Here is a 19,103-nt window from a genome sequence, read left to right on the forward strand (position 1 = left end):
TAGGCAATGACAACAATGGTATTGCAGTTGGCGCTGGCCAATATTGCTGAAATGCAGCTGTTGCAAAGCTGGTTTCATTCCGCCGATGAGCAGCAGAGTTGGGGCGGAGACAACTTTGACTACCCTTGCTCTGAGTTACGCTTTCTGGAGTTGCTTTGCCGCACAGGAACACAGAGTTACAGTTTGCTCAACACACTGACTGGTCAACTGGTTGGCTTCGGTCAGATCTGTGACCGCTTTGGCTGCCATCATCTGGCGCGGCTAGTCATTGCACCTGATGCCAGAGGCCAGGGCCTGGCTAAAGTTCTTATCGCAGAATTGATAATACAGGCCTTACAGCAGCAACTGCGAACAATTTCGTTGTATGTGCACCGCCATAACAGCATTGCGGTTCAATGCTATCAAAGTCTTGGTTTTATGCTCAGCCCTCCACCTGAACAGGAGAACATACGACTCTATTTTATGACACTACAAGCGGAACAAGCGCTACAGTGCGCTAACAACTACCTGCTGCAAAGTCATATATCGTCTGCGCGCTGACATGCACTCACCCCCTTTACCTGCTGCGCGAAAGTGGGTTTCAACTGCCATTTTGGCCGGATTGGCGTTAATGGTAATTCGCGCTTACGCGCAACGATAATGTAGCTTGAAGCAAAATAACTGAAATAGCGTTCTGTCCATTGCTGCAACACCCCCTCGTTATGCTCACGAGCCACCATCGCAGAACAGAAAAAGCGTTGCTCTGACAATATTTCAAAACCAACCAGATGTAGCCAGTCTTTTACCCGTGAAACACTGAAGAAACGGCCCTGCCAGGGGTAACGGCGTCTCAACGCGGGCCAGCATTTTAACAAGCCCACCATACTGTAAGGATTGATACCAGTAAGCAGCAGGTATCCGTCTGAGCGCAGTACCCTGTGAGCCTCGCGCACAACATGATGCGGGTCTGGCGTGAATTCCAGATTGTGACTCAATAGCACTGCATCTACACCGTTCTCGCAAAAAGGCAGTGCATCCGCTTCGGCCTGCAACATTAGCCCTGCGCTGGAGCGCCCAACAGCAATGTGGTGCTGAACTTTGCACCCTGAGGTATCGAGCTGGCAGCTCAGATCGCCAACTTTTAGCAGGTAATAGCCGAATATCTTCTGCCACCAAGGCTGCAACACATTGACGATAGCCTGGTTCAAGGCTTCGCCCTGGCTAAACTGCTGCCAATCTGATGGATAAGCCTGGTCTTTTTCGCTTAACGCCGGTTTCATGCTAAATTACAACCCGGATCCATTAACATTATGATCACTATGTTTCAGATTACACCTATACCTGCCTTTGAGGATAACTATATTTGGGCGTTATGTCAGCCGCAGAACAAACACTGCCTGATTGTTGATCCCGGCGAATCCGATAATGTACTGCAATATCTGGCGAAGCACCAACTACAACTGGATACCATCCTTATAACACATCACCATGCCGATCATACCGGCGGCATTATGGTGTTGAAACAACACTACCCAGACGTTAGGGTTATTGGCCCGGCCGCCGAACAACACCGAATACCGGGGCTAACACAAACGGTGAAAGATGGCGATAGAATAATATTGGCGGCCTTTGACCTGACTTTCGAGGTAATAGCAGTACCAGGACATACGCTGGGCCATGTTGCTTATTATTCAGCGCCGGTTTTGTTTTGCGGTGATACCTTATTCAGCGCCGGTTGTGGCCGATTATTTGAGGGCACACCGGAACAGATGTGGCACTCTCTGAACAAACTGAGTGCGCTTGCCGACGACACTCAGGTCTATTGCACACATGAATACACTATCGCAAATCTGAAGTTTGCCCTCAGTGCCGAACCAACTAACACGGCGTTAGTCGAATATGCGGGGCATTGTGCCCGTTTACGTAAAAAAAATGCTCCTACTCTGCCATCAATGCTGAAGACAGAAAAGCTGGTGAATCCCTTTTTACGTTGCGATAACAAAGTATTACAGCGAAGTTGGCAGCAAGATTCTGCACTTGGCCTGTTTACAGCGTTAAGAGCGGCTAAAGACCAGTTTAAAGGTTGACTTGCAATCAGGGGCTGAACAGGTAACATTCGTACTTTTAGACAGGAATGATGTAATGCTTTTAAGAATTTCTGCTGTGGCTGCAGCCGTTTTACTCGCAGGATGCGTCAGTAATAATTCCTCTGTTGAACCGGAGCAGGCTGAAAAAACGCCAGTGGTGAAAACCAACAGCAAACCAGCAGACTTTCATAAACAAGCCGCCAGTGCTGAACAAATAGCTTACCGTTTATGGAACCAAAACACCGGCAATGTCGAGGAACAGCTCCCTGACGCGACTGAGCTGGAAGATTTATGGCAGCGTATCCAGTTTCAATTAACTTTTAACGTGCCGCAAACCAGGCCTATCGTAGAGCAGCGTAACTTTTACAGCAGCCATCAGGCCTACCTGGATCGCGTAGCTGGCAGAGCTCAACCTTTTTTACATTACATCGTTCAGGAACTTGAAAAGCGTAACATGCCGCTGGAACTGGCATTACTCCCTATTGTCGAAAGCGCTTTTGACCCTTTTGCTTACTCACATGCCGCTGCTGCAGGCATGTGGCAGTTTATGCCCGCGACCGGTAAACGTTTTGGCTTAAAACAGAATTTTTGGTATGACGGCCGGCGTGACGTGATCGCGTCAACCAGAGCGGCACTTGATTACTTACAGTATTTGCATGACAAACTCGAAGGTGACTGGCTAAATGCCATCGCAGCATATAACTCAGGTGAAGGGCGGATTTTAAATGCGATTAAACGTAACAAAAAACGACGCCTACCAACTGATTTCTGGTCGCTCGACTTACCCGCCGAAACCACAGCTTATGTCCCTAAGTTACTGGCATTAGTCGATATTCTAAAACGTCCGGACGAGTTTGATATTGTCTGGAAGTTCATTGCTAACGAACCAAAAATAGATGTTGTTGAGATTAAAACCCAGATAGACCTGGCCATCGCTGCCGAAATGGCTGGTATGAATGTTTCCGAATTACAGGCATTGAATCCGGGCTTTAACCAGTGGGCGACCGACCCTGATGGCCCTCATTATCTGGTACTGCCAAGGCAACAGGTACCGGCATTTCAGCAAAAGTTGTCACAAGCAACCAGCCAACAGTTATTGCGCTGGAAACGATATATCGTGGCCAAAGGTGATACGCTTGGCAAAATTGCGCAGCAACACAACAGCAATATTGCAGCCTTACAGCGCATCAATAAGCTTTCGGGTAATACCATTCGTCTGGGCCAGGCGCTATTAATCCCTGTTGCAGCCGACAATGAAAGTAACTACGAATTAAGCGCTCCTAATCGTATAGCTAAAGCGCAACAGCAAAACAGTGGTAACAGGGTAGACTATACTGTGCAGCAGGGCGATACGTTATGGGATATCAGTCGCGAACATAAAGTTACCGTAGAACAGTTGACGAAATGGAACAACATTGCGAAACGTTCAGCACTAAAACCGGGGCAAAAATTGGCGATCTGGCAGCAGGACAGCACGGCATCAGTTGCTGGTGTGTCCCGCACTGTGAACTATAAAGTGCGTAAGGGCGACTCACTGGCACGAATAGCACAGCGGTTTAGTGTAACAGTATCCGATATTGTAAAGTGGAATAAAATTGATACGAATAACTATCTGCAACCGGGACAGCAGCTCAAATTGTTGTTAAATATTACTCAGGTATAAAGGTGCGCCGATGTTTAACCACCCGCTAGTCCGATATCTGATTCTGTTTACCGGCTTGTTGCTGTTTAGCGCAACAAGTGATGCTCAGTTTGATATCTCCGGGGAAGGAAAGGTGTATCTGGCCACAGGGAAGAGCCAGGAATTTGATTTTGGCTTCAGTTACTTCCGCCAGGAAGGCAGCTACCGTTTTATCGTCGGGCGCCATACGCTGACTGTCCAGTCTGTACCGCAGAAATATTCCCTGGCGCTAATCTTACAAAATGATGAGCAGGTCTGGGTGCCGGACTTTATTAACGAACCCATTAATGGCTTTGAAGTGACCATAGACGACTATGTGATAAAGCTGTATCAGGATAGTGAAGCCACTAACGCCAAAGGCAAGTTTGTTTTACAGCTTAACGATGAACAGTTTCACTTTAGCCGCGGCCCCGGTCAGATAAATTTTTTGTTTACCGAGGACGGCATAAAGGATGTTCGTGTTGAAGGGATGTTTAAACCACGCCGCTAAAGCTAATCGGGTTCTTTTTGCAGCTGCAGTGCAGATAGTGTACCTGATGCAATACACAGTAATGGCGCAACCAATGTCAAAAGCCAGCCTGCCTGCAGGCTGACGCCATGCCACCACGCATAACATGCCGCAGTCAGTTGAAACACTATTCCAAATAACCCGGCATAAACCAGGGCGCGATTAAGCGCCCTTTTAGGTAATGTAAACATTTTCATAAAACAACCTCTACTGCTCTGCAGTCATCCACTTTTGCACAGCCGATGCTAGCTCATCCGGATGGAACTTCGCAATAAACTGATCAGCTCCCACTTTCTTCACCATGGCTTCATTGAAAACACCGCTTAACGAAGAATGCAGTACGACATGCATATTTCTCAATACTGGGTCTGCCTTTATCTCGGCCGTCAGCGTATATCCATCCATTTCCGGCATTTCGATATCCGAAATAAGCAACGGAACCTTAGTTGATATATCGCCCCCCAACTCTGCCGCTTTCGCATTTAGCCAGTCCAATGCTAAGCGACCATCGTTGACCAGCTCTACCTGAACGCCGATAGAGCTAAGTGCTCTTTTCACCTGATTACGGGCAACAGCAGAATCATCAGCAACCAGCACGATAAGATCTTTGAAATCCCGCGCTGTGGCTTTAGATTTTACATCTTCGCTTACGTCTTCATCTACCGGAGTAATTTCAGAGAACACCTTTTCAACATCAATAATCTGCACCAGTTTACCGTCGATCTCAGTTACAGCAGTCAGATAATGTCCGGCACCAGCACCTTTTGGCGGCGGCAGGATCTGATCCCAGTTCGTGTTGACAATACGGTCAACACCATTGACTAAAAACCCCTGCGTGTGGCGGTTATATTCTGTCACCAATACATAAGCACTGGATAAATCCTCTATACGCTTACCACCCGTTGCCTGACTAAGATCAATAACCATAACCGGCACGCCACGCAAATGTGCAATACCCCGTACATGAGGACTGGAACCTGGCATTTCTGTCAATTCCGGGCACTGCAACACTTCCCGTACTTTGAATACGTTAATGCCAAACGGCTGAGTACCGTATAACCGGAATAACAACAGTTCTAACCGATTGTTTCCCACCAGATTTGTACGCTGGTTTACCGCAGCCATTAATTTACTCATAAGCTGTTCCTTCTGGGCCATTCTCAGCCAATCACTATTTATGCCGACACTAAAGCATGTTGTTAACCACAACGCAATGTCAGCGCTAGCTAGAAAAACAAAAATCTTGTTTAAGCATAGGCGACATTAGCTAATCGTCTAGCACTAGCTCAGAGTCGTTGGTGCAGGCCCGAGCCGGCATATGTTTTTACTGCGCGTCAGGCTGTTGTTCAGGGGCTGCCAGAGCAAAAGCTGCCAATTGCTGGCAATGATGATGGACTGAACTAATAGTGGGATAGGCAGACATATCCAATGCGAACCGCTGGGCATTATAAACCTGAGGAACCAGACAAAGATCTGCCAGCGTGATCTCGTCACCGACGCTAAACTGCCCGGCAGTGTCTTGCAAACGCCGCTCCAGCCCAGCAAAACCGGTACTAAGCCAATGAGTTATCCATTGTAGTTTTTGTGCTTCGTTAATTGCCAGAGGCCCTGTCAGGTACTGCAGCACGCGCAAGTTGTTGAGCGGATGAATATCACAGGCGATATCGAGCGCCAGTGCACGGACTAAAGCCCGTGCTGCTGGTTCCTGCGGTAATAAGCTTGGCTCAGGATAAACTTCATCCAGATATTCAATGATCGCCAGAGACTGATTAAGGGTAAGACCATCATCAATCAGCGTTGGCACCAACTCGGCAGGGTTGAGAAGCTTATAGCGGTCACTGTGCTGCTCACCGCCATTCTTAATCAGGTGAACAGGCAGATTATCATAGCTTAATTGCTTCAGATTCAGCGCGATACGTACCCGATATGCTGCTGATGAACGCCAGTAACCGTAAAGCTGCATACTTACCCCTTATATTGCACGACCTGCTGGTCAATAGCGCCGAAGATGCTGTTGCCCTGTTCATCCAGCATTTCCATACGAATGGTGTCGCCAAAACGCATAAAAGCAGTCGCTGGCTTGCCATCGCGAATCGTTTCAATCATGCGGATTTCGGCAATACAGCTGTACCCTACACCACCTTCTTCTACCGAAGTACCGTGATCAGTGCCCTGCTTATTCGACACCGTACCCGAGCCAATAATAGCGCCAGCGCCCAGGTTACGGGTTTTCGCCGCATGCGCCACCAGCTGGCCAAAATCGAACGTCATATCGACACCGGCATTAGGCTTACCAAACAACTTACCGTTGTACGTCGATAACAGTGGCAGGTGCACCCGGCCGCCCTTCCATTTATCACCCAGTTCATCCGGCGTTACCGCTACCGGGCTAAAAGCCGATGCCGGTTTTGACTGGAAGAAACCAAAGCCTTTGGCCAGTTCATTCGGAATAAGACCACGCAGTGATACATCGTTTACCAGCATCAGTAATCGGATTTTGCTGCGTGCTTCATCGGCGCTGCTGGCCATTGCCACGTCATCGGTAATGACTGCCACTTCACCTTCAAAATCGATGCCGTAGTCTTCGCTTACTACATCAATATTGTCACGTGGGCCGATAAAATCGTCTGAGCCGCCCTGATACATCAGCGGATCAGTCCAGAAGCTCGGTGGCATTTCAGCATTACGCGCTTTACGCACCAGCTCTACATGGTTGACATAAGCACTGCCATCAGCCCACTGATAAGCACGCGGCAACGGTGATTCGCACTGTGCCTGTTCAAACGCCATTTCACCGTCCACTTTGCCACTGTTCAGCGCCAGATAGACTTCTTCCAGCTTTACGCTAAGCTGCGCCCAGTTGTCCAGTAACTGCTGCATAGTGGCAGCCACTGCCGGCACCGCGACGCAGCGGCTTAAATCACGACTTACAACAACCAACAAGCCATCGCGGCTGCCATTTTTTAAACTTGCTAACTTCATTTTAATTCCTTAACCGAACACGCTCAGGGTTTTACCTTCCAGCTATTCACATACTCAGGATTTTCTGTCGCCAGTGCTGCTGCACCCATTTCCAGCGCATCCCGGGTATCAAGCATCACTGCCACTTCGTCAGTAAACTTTTTCCGGTATTCCAACCCAGCCTGAAAAGCCTTTGGGTGCGGTCCGTGAGTAAAGCCTGCCGGATGGAAGGTGACCATACCCTTTTCGATGTTGTCGCGGCTGAAAAAGTCTCCGGCGTGGTAAAACAGCACTTCGTCATAATCGTCATTGTTGTGATAGAACGGTACTTTTAATGCGCCCGGATCGCTTTCAATTGGCCGGGGGACAAAAGTACAAACAACAAAGCGCTGTGCGACAAAAGTCGTGTGTGCCGACGGCGGTAAATGGTAGCGATGACTCATCAAAGGCCGGATATCACGCCAGTTAATGCGCATTACGGCTAAATCACCATGCCAACCGATAGCATCAAGCGGGTTATAAGGGTAAGTGATAACTGAAACCTGGCCATGGCGCTTAACTTCAACCTGCCAGCTATCTTCACTGTATTGCGCTTTGAATGCATCGTTGATTTTTGGCGTATCCAGCATTGCCGGATCAAAAATCGCATGGTTGCCTACCAAACCTTTTTCCGGTAGCTGATAACTGTCGTTGGTTGCCTCAATCAGCAGAACAAACATTGGCTCTTTTGGTTCAAGCCGCCACATGGTAGAACGCGGGATCACAATATAATCACCATCCCGCACTGTCATATGGCCATAATCGCAATACAGCTCTGCACTGCCTTCATGGATAAACAGCAGTTCATCGCCGTCTGCATTACGTACCAGCTTGCTCATGCTGTCGCTCAGTCGCCAGGTACGCATTTTAACGTGCGCATTAAACAACAAATCCGGCACCGCCCAAGGCGAATTGGACTTATCAGCACCTATCTCATTGAAGTTGAATAAATGCGGCCGTAACGGCCCCTGCCAGTCACTCCAGCCTGTTGGCGCATGCCGGTGGTGAAAGTGCGTAGCCGGGCCAAAAAAACCGCTACGCCCTGTTTCACGCTCATAAATCGCCTGCTCAGGAAAGTCAGCATGAGCCTGGCGTGATACATCTCCTTCCTTTAACGGAAACGATGCCCATTTACGCATTGCTCAGCACTCCGCGCTGGATTTGATCCTCTTCAATAGATTCAAACAGGGCTTTAAAGTTACCTTCGCCAAAACCTTCGTTGCCTTTGCGCTGAATAATTTCAAAGAAAACCGGGCCAATAACAGTTTTGGTAAAAATCTGTAGCAAAATACCATCTTTCATCGGCGCACCGTCAATCAGAATTCTAAGCTCACGCAGTTGCTCAAGATCTTCATCATGACCAACCACACGCTCGTTTACTTTGTTGTAGTAAGTGTCCGGTGTTGGCATAAAATCCATGCCACGGCTACGTAGAGTGCGTACCGTCTCATAAATATTTTCGGTCGTCAGCGCGATATGCTGGATGCCTTCACCTTTGTATTCGCGGATAAACTCTTCAATTTGTGATTTGTCGTCAGATGATTCATTAATTGGAATACGGATCTTGCCACAAGGCGCTGTCATAGCTTTAGACACCAGGCCGGTTAACTTACCTTCAATGTCAAAATAACGGATTTCGCGGAAGTTGCCGATATTCTCATAGAAACCCGCCCAGACGTTCATATTGCCGCGCATCACGTTGTGCGTTAAATGATCCAGCACTTCAAGACCTACACCGTGCTTGGACATCTCAAGCTGCCAGTTGTCGTAATATTTGAAATCTATATCGTATACAGAGCTGGCACCATAACGGTCAACAAAGTACAACAAGCTGCTACCAATACCGTACACGGCCGGGATGTTCAGCTCCATCGGGCCAACCTGATTTTTATATTCTTTGGCGCCGTTTTCCACTGCATGCTTTAGCGCTTGCGCCGCATCTTTCACCCTAAATGCCATAGCGCATACACTCGGGCCATGCTGACGGGCGAACTCTTCTGCCTGTGAATTAGGCTCGCCATTGACAATAAAATTGATATCTCCCTGCTTATACAACCACGCCTGTTTAGAGCGATGCTTTGCAACTTCAGTGAAACCTAATGAATAAAATAAATCTTTTAGTTTCTGAATGCCGTCTGCATCAGCAGCAGTGTATTCAACAAACTCAAAACCATCGGTACCCAGTGGGTTTATTTTATCTAACATGTCAATTAATCCCTGCTACGTCTTTGATGGCGCTAATAATGCGCTTGCGGCAAAAAAAAGAAAGAGGGCAGCACGTCATGACTGGAACGGAGTCAACAGTGTGTTTTGTAAAGTTGGCAATACGAAAAAAGGGTTTGCCGCTTTAGTAATCAAAAAAGGCCGCTAATGGGCATTAGCGGCCAACACAAAGTACAATTTAATGCACAAATCGTATTTAAATTTTTACACTCTTACGATTAATACCATAATCCCGCAATTTATTCGCAACGGCGGTGTGACTTAACCCAAGCTTCTTCGCCAATTGCCTTGAGCTGGGATACGCAGGAAATAACTTACGTAACAAATTGGCTTCGAAGCGCTTAACGGCTTCATCCAGGGTGCCATCGAAGTCCTGCTCCAGATAACCAAAGTCATTGGTGTAGCTGGGTAACTGCAAATGCTCTTTATCCAGCTCATTACCATCAAGCAATGTAATGGCTCTGTATAGTGCATTTTCCAGCTGCCGCACATTACCCGGCCAAGGATAGCTTTGTAAGAAGTTAGCACAGCTATCAGTTAACTTTGGTGCTTTTCGGCCCAGTCTGGCAGCGAAGCGGGCAATAAAGAATTCTGCCAACGGGATCACGTCCTGTTTTCGTTCACGCAGCGCTGGCAACGCCAATGTCAACACATTCAGCCGGTAGTATAAATCTTCGCGGAACTTCCCTTCCTGCACCATCGCAGGTAAATCTTTCTGTGTGGTACAAATAACCCTGACATCTACTTTCACTTCATTCTCATCAGCCACCCGGCGGAAACTACCATCCTGTAAAAAGCGGATAAGTTTAGTTTGCAGCTGATGCGACATTTCACCGACTTCATCCAAAAAGACGGTGCCGCCATTGGCCTGTTCGAAAATGCCCTTTTTCCCTTCAGTTGTACCTGGGAAGGCGTTCGCTCCATAACCAAATAACTCTGACTCAGCGACATTATCTGGCAGCGAGGCGCAGTTCAGAGCCAAAAAGGGCTTGCCGGAGCGGCTACTGGCAGCATGACAAGCGCGGGCCAGTAATTCTTTACCCGTACCTGTCTCTCCCATAATCAGAATTGGCGCATCCAGCTGTGACATTTTTTTGGCTTCACGTACCACTTTACGCATCAGGTTGCTGTGCGCCTGCAATGTATTAAAGCTTTCCTGATCGCCTTTTTTAAACGCGACAATATGCTGACCCAGACGGCTTTCAGATTTCAGATTTATCACCGCGCCAGCCAGAATTTCGTGGCCGGTTTCATCCGGTACCATAACCGGCAGTACATCCGCGACAAAGCGTTTACCGTGTATTTCAAGCCTGCGGGTTTGTGCCAGTACGTCATCACTTTCCAGCCAGCGTAGAAAGTTAAAACCCTTTACCATCCCTTGCAGTGACTGCCCAACAACAGCATCATGCGAAACAGCCAGAGCGTCTAGCGCAGCATCATTTATAACGGTAATGTTGGCTTTAATATCTATAGCGATAAGCCCATCTGGCAATGTGCGTAACAAGGTAGACAATTCATTGTGCTCGCGCTCTGATGGCATAAATGCTGTGGTTTTAACATCTTCAACGCCACTGATGCGGCGCATTTTCGCCATCAGCTCCTGAAACTTCTCAAAATTTACTGTTGGAAATGACACATACATCCGGCTCAGCCCGGGGTCGACTTCGATGCCTCTTAAATCGAGTTGATAACTTACCAAAACATTTAATACTTCCTGCGCCAGGCCAAGCCGGTTCTGGCATTGAATTTCTAACCGCATATCGCAACGCGCCTTAAGACTAGGTGATAAATAGCATAATAAGGCATTCAGCAGACAAGAAACCAGTAGTTTTGTAAAGAAATGTGAACAGAGAGATATTTTACATGGGTTTTGCGCTAAGCTGCGCTGCTGAGCAGCTTAGCGCAAAACAGATTAATCAGCCAGCAAACTGTCTGTTTTGGCAGCACAAATAAAATCATTCTTGTGCAAGCCTTTAATAGAGTGCGACCACCAGGTCACTGTCAACTTGCCCCACTCGAGCAGTATCGCCGGATGATGGCCTTCTTCTTCTGCCAGCCCGGCGACCTTATTGCTAAACGCCCAGGCCTGTTTGAAGTTTTTAAATTTAAACTCACGTTCCAGCTGTAAAATACCATCGCGCACGACGGGCGCCCAATCGGGGATTTGGCGCATCAACTCAGGCAGCTCTGCGTCGCTGACTTTAGGTGCGTCAGCGCGACAGGCTTCACATTGCATTGCTTTTAATTCAGACATATTTTTTCCTAACTTGCTTGTTTTTCTTTCGGTGGAAATTTAGGCGCATGCAACCCCAGTGCTTTCGCCTGCTCGACCAGCGTCATCATATCCAGATGCGCAATATCAAACAGTTGATCAATACGCTCTATCAAAAAGTAGATGGGCTGCATGATATCGATGCGGTAAGGCGTGCGCAGTACATCCAGCGCATCAAACGGTTTGCGTTCGGGAATATCAGAACCCAGTGCGTAAGTTGTTTCACCTGGCGATGACAAGATCCCACCACCGTAAATGCGCAGGCCCTTCTCAGTTTTAAGCAAACCAAACTCGATGGTAAACCAATACAACCGAGCCAGATACACCCTGTCTTGTTTGTTGGCGGCCAGTCCAAGCTTGCCGTAAATATGGGTAAACTCGGCAAATGCCGGGTTAGTTAACATGGCGCAATGACCAAATATCTCGTGAAAAATATCCGGCTCCTGCAGGTAATCAAACTCCTCCCGGCTACGGATAAAAGTCGCCACCGGAAAGCGCTTATTGGCTAGCAGTTCAAAAAACTTATCAAAGCTAATCAGAGCTGGGACTTCTGCACACTCCCAGCCTGTCGTTGCACGCAAAACCTTACTAACTTCCTCCAGCTGCGGAATACGATCCGTCGGCAACTGCAGCTTCTGTAAGCCAGCCATATACTCATCGCAGGCTTTACCTTCTATCACACTCAGTTGCCGGCTGATCAGCTCATGCCAGATCTGATTTTCTTCATCGGACCAGGCGATAAAGCCCGTTTCGTCCGACTGACGGGAAACATACTTACTCGACTTACTCATATACAACCTGTTGACTATTCTGTTATACGGGATGTCCCGCTGAACTGCCGCTGAGTTGATTGTAATTATGGCTGGCAGCTCATTAGTTACTGCGGATACTAAGCGATAGTGCGGCAAGAGTTAAACTGCTTGCCCGCTAATACCACCTGCATTTTTGTAAAGAATGTCTTACAACAGAATAAGTGCTAGCGCTGACGCAGCTGCATTTTGTCCAGCGCCTGCGCCAGATCAGCAATAATATCATCGACATGTTCAAGCCCAACAGAAACGCGGATTAAGCCATCGCTGATCCCTGCCATCTGCCGCTCCTCTGCAGTGTAAGGGCTGTGCGTCATCGAAGCCGGATGCTGAATAAGCGACTCTGCATCTCCCAGACTAACAGCCAGGCTGAGTAAGCGGCATTGATTAATAAAGTAACGGCTTTCATCCAGACTAGCATTAAGCTCGAATGCTAGTACACCACCAGCCGCTTTCATTTGCGTACCAATAAACTTAAACCCCGGGTGAGATGGCAACCCAGGGTAATACACTTCGCGCACAGCCGGGTGGGCTTCTAGGAACTCGGCAACTTTTTGTGCATTAGTGCAGTGGCGCTCTATACGCACCGCCAGAGTTTTTAAACCACGGATAATCAGCCAGGCATCGTGCGGGCTTATCGTCGCTCCCATATCCTTTAATGTCGTCAGCTTTATCGTGTTAATAGTGTCACTATCAGACACTATAAGCCCGGCTACAACATCGCCATGTCCGTTAAGATATTTGGTCGCACTGTGGACAACAATATCAATGCCAAATTCTGCCGGCTTCTGCAGCAGTGGCGTCATAAACGTATTATCAATAACGGAAATAAGTTGATGCCGTCGGCAAACATCACCCAGAAAGGCCAGATCCAGCACCACCATATTCGGGTTAATGGGTGTTTCTGCAAACAACATCTTGGTATTGGGCTTAACCGCCTGCTCCACTGCAGCATGATCTGTCATATCGACAAAGCTGACTTCTATACCGTAGCGGGCAAACATATGATTGAACAAAGCAAAACTGCAACCATAAATCGCTTTACTGGCAAGCAGATGATCGCCATGACTTAAAAAAGCCATGGTAGCCGCGGCCACAGCGCCCATCCCTGTAGCGGTTGCTGCCGCATCAGCCATACCTTCCAGCGCAGCAATTTTCAGCTCCAGCTCGCGCGTCGTCGGGTTACCTAAACGCGTGTAGATATACCCCTCTGCTTCACCGGCAAACCGCGCTGCGCCCTGTTCGGCATTATCGAATACAAAGGTTGAGCTTTGATACAAAGGTGTGGCAAGAGTACCGTGCTGGTTTTTTTCTTTACCGGCGTGAATACACAATGTTTCTGCGTTTTTGTTTTTATCGTGTTTAGAGTTATGCATGATTTTACTGCTACTGAAAGTTAAAGTCGCAGTAACAAATAGCAGAATTTAATCTTAATGGAAGCACGCCAGACATCTTGCAGTCTGGCGGTATCAGGAGAAACTAGCCCACGCTGTCAGCTTTAGTTGGCGCAGCTTTTTTAAAGCGGGTGAACAGAGATTGCGCCAGCGATTTCAGGCTTACTTTTGCAGAAAGGGCTACCGGCAATGGCCGTAATTGCTGCTGCGCCAGATTGCCCAGCCGTGCAACTAACAAACCCGCGATCACACCCTGTCCTGCTCTGGCTGACAACTTAGCCGTGAGCTCACTGCCTATAACATCTGACGCCATATCAAGTGCCAGTTCGGATCCGCCCGCCCACAAAAGGGCTGTGAACAAACGCTTCAAAAGCACAAGGCTGCGCAGCTGGCCAATAGCCCCACCATATAACTGTGCCAGCTCCCGCAGCAGGCGGCTACTGCGCCATAGCACCAATAGCATGTCGGCCAGAGCAAAAGGCACGACAGCAACGGCCATACTGGTATCCGTCGCTGCCCGATAAATTAGCTGTTGGGCACGGGCATCTAAGTGCGCCAAAACAAAGCGATCAAAAAGTTGCAGCTGCTCTTCATCACTGTGCTCGTCTTTAAGCGCAGCTTGCCATTGTTTTACAGCCGCAGTAATCGCGGGCTCTGACGGCAAGCTTGCCGCAACAGCAAGGCAAAGTTTCCCGGCTTCACCATACTGCACGCTATTACGGATGCGTTCTGCACTGTGCTGCCATTGCCTGTTTCGTGCCAGGCGCCGCCATAGCTTGAGCTCGCGCCATACTAAGGCTACAAGCAGTAATAACAATGCCAACGATACGGCTGTGACCAAGCCACCATATAACACGCTGTGCTGCCAGCTTTGCTTTACCGTAACGCCCCATTGCCAACCGGCCAGAACAACCACCAGCAAAAAGGTAATAGTAAGCAATCGCCACCACCAGGAGCTTTTCTTCACTGCAGGTTTAATGTCATCAGGCGCTGCCGGTACAAACTCATCGCCATCATAATGGCTGGCACCTTGTAAAGTCAGCGGTGTTGGTTCTGCAGGCGCTGTATCAAAATACTTTGCGTGCTTTAATTCAGTCATCGCAATTTGTCTCCGAGAATAAACTGCAGCACATGATCCATGCGTATATGCGGCAACGCTGAAGTGCCGTGCCAGGGCAAAGGCTGTAGCGGTAAGAAGGTAAACTTATGGCGTTCAAATACTGCCTGCGGCGGCACTGTTGCCGGTACTTCACCGGGAAAATAGTTTAGTTTTTTCTGATCCGCCGCCGTACCACTAAGGCATGGTTGGGCCAGCCCATCCACCTGCACAAAGCCACTGGCACTGGCACGGATAGCCGCAATCGCCATTGCCTCAGTCGTAGCGGCCTGGTATTGGCTGTTTTTAAGTGGCTGCTGCAGCAATTGCTGTAATAACAGGGTCAGTGATTTATGCTGCTCGGGTGTAACATGGTCTGCTTTACTGGCAGCAAACAACACCCTACTTATCCGGGGTTTAAATAAGCGCCGTAACAGGCTGGACGGACCATAATGAAAGCTTTGCAAAATAAGTTGCAAAGCCTGCTGTAATTCAGTTACCGCTGCATGGCCAGCATTTAGTGCCGATAAACAGTCAACCAGGATCACCTGACGATCAAGAGTAGAAAAATAACGCTGATAAAATGGTTTAATGACATGCTTGCAGTAACTGTTGTAATGCTGCGTCAACTTAGCTGCCAGCGCGGTATTCTGGCTTGCCTGCTCTGGTAACAAAGGGAATAACTGCAACATAGGTGCACCAGCCAGCTCGCCAGGAATGAGCAAGCGGCCCGGCTGATTAAGATAAGCACCTGCTGTCTGATGAAATTGCGCCAGTAGCTGTTTGTAGCTATCGGTGAGCTGCTGAACATAGAGCTCACTACCATCATTTATATCCGCACCCTGTAGCAACTGTTTGAATGGTTGTGCCGTTTCTGCTCTGTGAGCCTTACTGAACAACTGCCAGCTGAATTCACACCACTGGGTATAATTCATGGTCAGCATCGGCAAATCCAGTAACCATTCCCCAGGATAATCAACGATCTCCAGCGCTAACTCACTATGTGACTGCAAATGGGCGCGAACACCAGAACCAGCCTTATAACGTAATTGTAGATTAAGCTGACTCCAGCCAGTAGTTGAGGGAGGCCAGACAGGTGGCTCTTGCTGCAGATACTGCAGGTTTTGCTCAAGCGGAAAACGGGGCACAGCCAAAACCTGGCCTGCTAGCTGCCCACCCAAATAGCGCTGCTGCTGCACGACATCAAAAAATGGTAAATTACCGCTATTGTCACCCTGAGTAAGCTGATGCACCAAAGAGGTGATAAATGCCGTTTTACCAGAGCCACTGAGCCCTGTAACCCCTAGGCGAAGATGACGCTCCAGGGCGCGGCTGGTTAGCTCACGCCCCTGGTGCTTGACCCTACCAAATAAACTCATAGGCAACAACGTAATGAATTAAAGACTGTTAAATTCACGGTTTAGCTGAAACTTTGCGGACGTTACGTGGCGTTCTATATCACGCAAGCGTAACTCCAAACCGTTAAACTGATTAGACAAATGCTGCAAAGCTTGTTTAGGTGCTTCGCCGCGCTGCCAAACGCGGGTTTTCACTTCAACCGGACGCTCTGTGGCAGGTTTGTAGTCAGCGGTGGTTTCCAGCCTGGCAGCAGCTTTGGACTTTTTTTCCAGCACCACCCAGGCTGCGACATACAGGACGAACACGAAACCGCCAGCACCGAGAAAAAATGCTGATACGGTAATGATCCTTACCAGCCAAAGCTCCCAGCCGAAGTAATCTGCGATACCGGCACATACGCCGGCAATCTTACCATTGGCATCATCCCGCAGCAGTTCGCGTTTCTGCTTAGTCATGCTGAGCCCTCCATTTCGGACTTTCGGCGTCCAATATGGCTTCCAGCGTTTTAATGCGGTCAGCCATTTTTTCCGCCCGTTGCGCCAGTTCATTTAACTGTGACAGTTCCTGATCTGACAACCCCTGCCCAATCTTGTTCTTACTGCGGTAATGCATTATGACCCAGATTGGCGCCACAAAAATCATAAACAGGATCAGTGGCACAAAAATTATTTCATGAATATCCATCTGCAACTCCCGGACGCCTGATTATCAGGCGTCTTTATCTTTTTGATTTACTTTAGCTTTTAACGCTGCCAGCTCATTGTCAATTTTTTCCTGTGCAGCCAGCTCAGCAAATTCATCTTTTAAGGTTTTCTTACCCAGATCATAAGCTTCAACCTGAGCTTCCAGCGTATCAATTTTCTGCTCATAACGCTCAAATTTATACATCGCATCATTGATACGGTTGCTATCCAGTGTCTTTTTCACTTCCAGGCGCGACGCTACAGTTTTCTGACGCATCAGCATCGACTTCTGCCGCGCTTTGGCATCTGCCAGTTTTTCCTGCAGCTGCGCTACTTCGTCTTGTAACTTGCCGATATGCTCATCCAGATTGGCGATATCTGCCGTAACAGAATCTGCTTGCTCTGCAGCCTTCTGCCGCTCAATCAGTGCCGCTCTGGCCAGGTCTTCGCGTTCTTTGCTCAGCGCCAGCTCAGCTTTGCTTTGCCAGTCACTAACTTCTTCCTGTAAACGGTTGACCACACGTTGCAATTCTTTTTTCTCTGCGATGGTTTTAGCAGAAGAAGAACGCACTTCTACTAAAGTGTCTTCCATTTCCTGAATAATCAAGCGCACCATTTTTTCCGGATCTTCGGCTTTATCTAATAATGCGTTGATATTTGAATTCACTATGTCTGAGAAGCGTGAAAAAATACCCATAATATTTACCTCATAAATGACTGGTTAAGTACAACCTAAGCTATTCAGGTTTCTTGCCAACTTTTTAAATTAATTTAATTTATTGAATACTATGATTTTTTATTTATTTTAATGAAAAGCTTCTGCTGTCAGTCATTATGAAATACACTACTAATTAGCCAATTTAACTAACTAATAGCACGCCATGAGCAGAAAATTCCAACAAGATAATCTGGTGGGGCAGTCTAACAGCTTTCTTAATGTGCTGGATCAGGTCTCGCAAATTGCACCGCTGGACAAACCGGTACTCATTATCGGTGAACGGGGTACAGGTAAAGAACTTATCGCCGCCCGTTTGCACTTTTTGTCCCAACGCTGGGATCAGCAATACCTGACACTTAACTGTGCATCGCTAAATGAGAACTTACTGGAAAGCGAATTGTTTGGCCACGAAGCCGGCGCTTTTACCGGTGCCAGTAAACGTCATGAAGGCCGCTTCGAACGCGCTCACGGCGGTACCTTGTTTCTTGATGAGCTGGCAAACACGCCAGGCCTGGTTCAGGAAAAACTGCTGCGTGTAATTGAATATGGGGAATTCGAACGGGTTGGCGGCAGCAGGCCTATCAAAACAGATGTACGGTTAATCTGCGCAACCAACGAAGATTTGCCGGTGCTGGCCGAGCACGGTGAATTTCGTGCTGACTTACTCGATCGGCTGGCTTTTGATGTTATCACCCTGCCACCGATGCGGGAAAGACGCGAAGATATTCTGCTGCTGGCAGAACATTTTGCCATTAACATGGCCCGCGAGCTCGGCTTTGAATTATTTAGTGGCTTTAGTGAAAAGGCTAAGCGTACTTTGCTGGATTACCACTGGCCCGGTAACGTACGTGAACTGAAAAATGTGGTGGAGCGCAGTGTTTACCGCACAAATAATGCTTATGTGCCGGTACATGATATTTTGCTGGATCCGTTCGAATCACCGTACCGGCCGAAACAACGTATCAAAGCGCCAAAGCCGCAAATTGCCGCAGTTACAGCTGAAGCCACGATAGCACCACAGACTGCAGTACAAGCACCAACAGCAAGCGGTTCCAGCCTGTTCGATTTTACTCAGACGCAGGACTTTAAAACCTTGTCACAGGATTTTGAGGTCAGCCTGATTAAGCAGGCGTTGGCTGCAAGCCAGTTCAACCAGAAAAAAACCGCAGAATTGCTCAATCTGACGTATCATCAGTTGCGTGGCTACATGAAAAAGTATCAGTTACTGGACAGCCAACAAGTATGAAGCCAAACCACGGCCACATGTCATTATATGGTTTCAATCGCTGCACGA

At 48.1% G+C, this 19,103-nt stretch carries 21 protein-coding genes; 5 read left to right on the forward strand and 16 right to left on the reverse strand.

The genetic code is table 11. The features are described from left to right. The first annotated feature begins 6 nt into the window (after window positions 1-6). The gene (locus tag LHL18_RS09885) at window positions 7-540 is read left to right on the forward strand and encodes a GNAT family N-acetyltransferase (RefSeq protein WP_226766973.1); all 534 of its coding nucleotides are present in this window, start codon (window positions 7-9) and stop codon (window positions 538-540) included. On the opposite strand, the gene LHL18_RS09890 is transcribed toward LHL18_RS09885, so the two are convergent. Continuing rightward, window positions 519-1,259: a class I SAM-dependent methyltransferase gene (locus LHL18_RS09890; protein ID WP_134056183.1), complete on the reverse strand. Its 741-nt coding sequence runs from the start codon at window positions 1,257-1,259 to the stop codon at window positions 519-521. The genes LHL18_RS09885 and LHL18_RS09890 overlap by 22 nt on opposite strands. A gap of 30 nt (window positions 1,260-1,289) precedes the next feature. Here LHL18_RS09890 and gloB point away from each other — a divergent pair, with 30 nt between their 5' ends. Genes gloB through LHL18_RS09905 form a run of 3 tightly spaced genes read left to right on the forward strand, consistent with a single transcriptional unit; the run spans window position 1,290 to window position 4,237 of the window. Beyond that, a complete protein-coding gene (gloB, locus tag LHL18_RS09895) occupies window positions 1,290-2,066 on the forward strand; it encodes a hydroxyacylglutathione hydrolase (RefSeq protein ID WP_226766974.1) in 777 nt (258 codons plus the stop codon). Window positions 2,067-2,121: 55 nt separating this feature from the next. Next, a complete protein-coding gene (locus tag LHL18_RS09900; protein ID WP_226766975.1) occupies window positions 2,122-3,729 on the forward strand; it encodes a LysM peptidoglycan-binding domain-containing protein in 1,608 nt (535 codons plus the stop codon). A 10-nt stretch (window positions 3,730-3,739) separates the two neighbouring features. After that, window positions 3,740-4,237 carry a hypothetical protein gene (locus LHL18_RS09905; RefSeq protein WP_226766976.1) on the forward strand — a complete coding sequence of 166 codons (498 nt, stop codon included), beginning with the start codon at window positions 3,740-3,742 and terminating at the stop codon, window positions 4,235-4,237. Window positions 4,238-4,239: 2 nt separating this feature from the next. On the opposite strand, the gene LHL18_RS09910 is transcribed toward LHL18_RS09905, so the two are convergent. The 15 genes from LHL18_RS09910 to pspA form a co-directional block, all read right to left on the reverse strand. Continuing rightward, window positions 4,240-4,452: a hypothetical protein gene (locus LHL18_RS09910; RefSeq protein ID WP_134056185.1), complete on the reverse strand. Its 213-nt coding sequence runs from the start codon at window positions 4,450-4,452 to the stop codon at window positions 4,240-4,242. A 10-nt stretch (window positions 4,453-4,462) separates the two neighbouring features. Then, window positions 4,463-5,392, reverse strand: a complete 930-nt coding sequence (locus LHL18_RS09915; RefSeq protein ID WP_226766977.1) for a chemotaxis protein — start codon at window positions 5,390-5,392, stop codon at window positions 4,463-4,465. 187 nt (window positions 5,393-5,579) lie between these two features. Next, a complete protein-coding gene (gene maiA / locus LHL18_RS09920; RefSeq protein ID WP_226766978.1) occupies window positions 5,580-6,218 on the reverse strand; it encodes a maleylacetoacetate isomerase in 639 nt (212 codons plus the stop codon). Between the two features lie 2 nt (window positions 6,219-6,220). Then, window positions 6,221-7,237 carry a fumarylacetoacetate hydrolase family protein gene (locus LHL18_RS09925; protein WP_226766979.1) on the reverse strand — a complete coding sequence of 339 codons (1,017 nt, stop codon included), beginning with the start codon at window positions 7,235-7,237 and terminating at the stop codon, window positions 6,221-6,223. 23 nt (window positions 7,238-7,260) lie between these two features. Beyond that, complete coding sequence (locus LHL18_RS09930) at window positions 7,261-8,394, reverse strand: homogentisate 1,2-dioxygenase (RefSeq protein WP_226766980.1); 1,134 nt, start codon at window positions 8,392-8,394, stop codon at window positions 7,261-7,263. Further along, window positions 8,387-9,460, reverse strand: a complete 1,074-nt coding sequence (hppD, locus tag LHL18_RS09935) for a 4-hydroxyphenylpyruvate dioxygenase (RefSeq protein ID WP_134056190.1) — start codon at window positions 9,458-9,460, stop codon at window positions 8,387-8,389. The genes LHL18_RS09930 and hppD overlap by 8 nt, the downstream gene beginning before the upstream one ends. Window positions 9,461-9,674: 214 nt before the next feature. Then, a complete protein-coding gene (gene tyrR, locus LHL18_RS09940) occupies window positions 9,675-11,237 on the reverse strand; it encodes a transcriptional regulator TyrR (RefSeq protein WP_226766981.1) in 1,563 nt (520 codons plus the stop codon). 153 nt (window positions 11,238-11,390) lie between these two features. Beyond that, window positions 11,391-11,732 carry a 4a-hydroxytetrahydrobiopterin dehydratase gene (locus LHL18_RS09945; protein WP_134056194.1) on the reverse strand — a complete coding sequence of 114 codons (342 nt, stop codon included), beginning with the start codon at window positions 11,730-11,732 and terminating at the stop codon, window positions 11,391-11,393. A gap of 8 nt (window positions 11,733-11,740) precedes the next feature. Further along, window positions 11,741-12,541, reverse strand: coding sequence for a phenylalanine 4-monooxygenase (gene phhA / locus LHL18_RS09950; RefSeq protein ID WP_134056196.1), 801 nt, complete (start codon window positions 12,539-12,541; stop codon window positions 11,741-11,743). A 185-nt stretch (window positions 12,542-12,726) separates the two neighbouring features. Next, on the reverse strand, window positions 12,727-13,935 hold the full coding sequence (locus tag LHL18_RS09955) for a trans-sulfuration enzyme family protein (RefSeq protein WP_226766982.1): 1,209 nt from the start codon (window positions 13,933-13,935) through the stop codon (window positions 12,727-12,729). Window positions 13,936-14,038: 103 nt separating this feature from the next. Continuing rightward, window positions 14,039-15,052 (reverse strand): TIGR01620 family protein, encoded by a 1,014-nt coding sequence (locus LHL18_RS09960; protein WP_226766983.1) that lies wholly within the window; start codon window positions 15,050-15,052, stop codon window positions 14,039-14,041. Next, window positions 15,049-16,428: a YcjX family GTP-binding protein gene (locus LHL18_RS09965; RefSeq protein ID WP_226766984.1), complete on the reverse strand. Its 1,380-nt coding sequence runs from the start codon at window positions 16,426-16,428 to the stop codon at window positions 15,049-15,051. The genes LHL18_RS09960 and LHL18_RS09965 overlap by 4 nt, the downstream gene beginning before the upstream one ends. An 18-nt stretch (window positions 16,429-16,446) precedes the next feature. Further along, on the reverse strand, window positions 16,447-16,863 hold the full coding sequence (gene pspC / locus LHL18_RS09970; RefSeq protein WP_134056204.1) for an envelope stress response membrane protein PspC: 417 nt from the start codon (window positions 16,861-16,863) through the stop codon (window positions 16,447-16,449). After that, window positions 16,856-17,092, reverse strand: coding sequence for an envelope stress response membrane protein PspB (gene pspB, locus LHL18_RS09975; protein WP_134056206.1), 237 nt, complete (start codon window positions 17,090-17,092; stop codon window positions 16,856-16,858). Before pspB ends, pspC begins: the two co-directional genes overlap by 8 nt. A 24-nt stretch (window positions 17,093-17,116) precedes the next feature. Next, complete coding sequence (pspA, locus tag LHL18_RS09980) at window positions 17,117-17,788, reverse strand: phage shock protein PspA (protein WP_134056208.1); 672 nt, start codon at window positions 17,786-17,788, stop codon at window positions 17,117-17,119. 184 nt (window positions 17,789-17,972) lie between these two features. Here pspA and pspF point away from each other — a divergent pair, with 184 nt between their 5' ends. Then, entirely contained in the window at window positions 17,973-19,055 is a 1,083-nt protein-coding gene (gene pspF, locus LHL18_RS09985; protein WP_226766985.1) for a phage shock protein operon transcriptional activator, read from the forward strand. The last annotated feature ends 48 nt before the right edge of the window (window positions 19,056-19,103 follow it).

Source organism: Rheinheimera aquimaris, from assembly GCF_020531985.1.
Classification (GTDB): domain Bacteria; phylum Pseudomonadota; class Gammaproteobacteria; order Enterobacterales; family Alteromonadaceae; genus Alishewanella; species Alishewanella aquimaris.

Bases quoted from the DNA above. Each gene is read 5' to 3' on its own strand.
- LHL18_RS09885 (WP_226766973.1), top strand. From the start codon at position 7: ATGACAACAATGGTATTGCAGTTGGCGCTGGCCAATATTGCTGAAATG.
- LHL18_RS09890 (WP_134056183.1), bottom strand. From the start codon at position 1,259: ATGAAACCGGCGTTAAGCGAAAAAGACCAGGCTTATCCATCAGATTGG.
- gloB (WP_226766974.1), top strand. From the start codon at position 1,290: ATGATCACTATGTTTCAGATTACACCTATACCTGCCTTTGAGGATAAC.
- LHL18_RS09900 (WP_226766975.1), top strand. From the start codon at position 2,122: ATGCTTTTAAGAATTTCTGCTGTGGCTGCAGCCGTTTTACTCGCAGGA.
- LHL18_RS09905 (WP_226766976.1), top strand. From the start codon at position 3,740: ATGTTTAACCACCCGCTAGTCCGATATCTGATTCTGTTTACCGGCTTG.
- LHL18_RS09910 (WP_134056185.1), bottom strand. From the start codon at position 4,452: ATGAAAATGTTTACATTACCTAAAAGGGCGCTTAATCGCGCCCTGGTT.
- LHL18_RS09915 (WP_226766977.1), bottom strand. From the start codon at position 5,392: ATGAGTAAATTAATGGCTGCGGTAAACCAGCGTACAAATCTGGTGGGA.
- maiA (WP_226766978.1), bottom strand. From the start codon at position 6,218: ATGCAGCTTTACGGTTACTGGCGTTCATCAGCAGCATATCGGGTACGT.
- LHL18_RS09925 (WP_226766979.1), bottom strand. From the start codon at position 7,237: ATGAAGTTAGCAAGTTTAAAAAATGGCAGCCGCGATGGCTTGTTGGTT.
- LHL18_RS09930 (WP_226766980.1), bottom strand. From the start codon at position 8,394: ATGCGTAAATGGGCATCGTTTCCGTTAAAGGAAGGAGATGTATCACGC.
- hppD (WP_134056190.1), bottom strand. From the start codon at position 9,460: ATGTTAGATAAAATAAACCCACTGGGTACCGATGGTTTTGAGTTTGTT.
- tyrR (WP_226766981.1), bottom strand. From the start codon at position 11,237: ATGCGGTTAGAAATTCAATGCCAGAACCGGCTTGGCCTGGCGCAGGAA.
- LHL18_RS09945 (WP_134056194.1), bottom strand. From the start codon at position 11,732: ATGTCTGAATTAAAAGCAATGCAATGTGAAGCCTGTCGCGCTGACGCA.
- phhA (WP_134056196.1), bottom strand. From the start codon at position 12,541: ATGAGTAAGTCGAGTAAGTATGTTTCCCGTCAGTCGGACGAAACGGGC.
- LHL18_RS09955 (WP_226766982.1), bottom strand. From the start codon at position 13,935: ATGCATAACTCTAAACACGATAAAAACAAAAACGCAGAAACATTGTGT.
- LHL18_RS09960 (WP_226766983.1), bottom strand. From the start codon at position 15,052: ATGACTGAATTAAAGCACGCAAAGTATTTTGATACAGCGCCTGCAGAA.
- LHL18_RS09965 (WP_226766984.1), bottom strand. From the start codon at position 16,428: ATGAGTTTATTTGGTAGGGTCAAGCACCAGGGGCGTGAGCTAACCAGC.
- pspC (WP_134056204.1), bottom strand. From the start codon at position 16,863: ATGACTAAGCAGAAACGCGAACTGCTGCGGGATGATGCCAATGGTAAG.
- pspB (WP_134056206.1), bottom strand. From the start codon at position 17,092: ATGGATATTCATGAAATAATTTTTGTGCCACTGATCCTGTTTATGATT.
- pspA (WP_134056208.1), bottom strand. From the start codon at position 17,788: ATGGGTATTTTTTCACGCTTCTCAGACATAGTGAATTCAAATATCAAC.
- pspF (WP_226766985.1), top strand. From the start codon at position 17,973: ATGAGCAGAAAATTCCAACAAGATAATCTGGTGGGGCAGTCTAACAGC.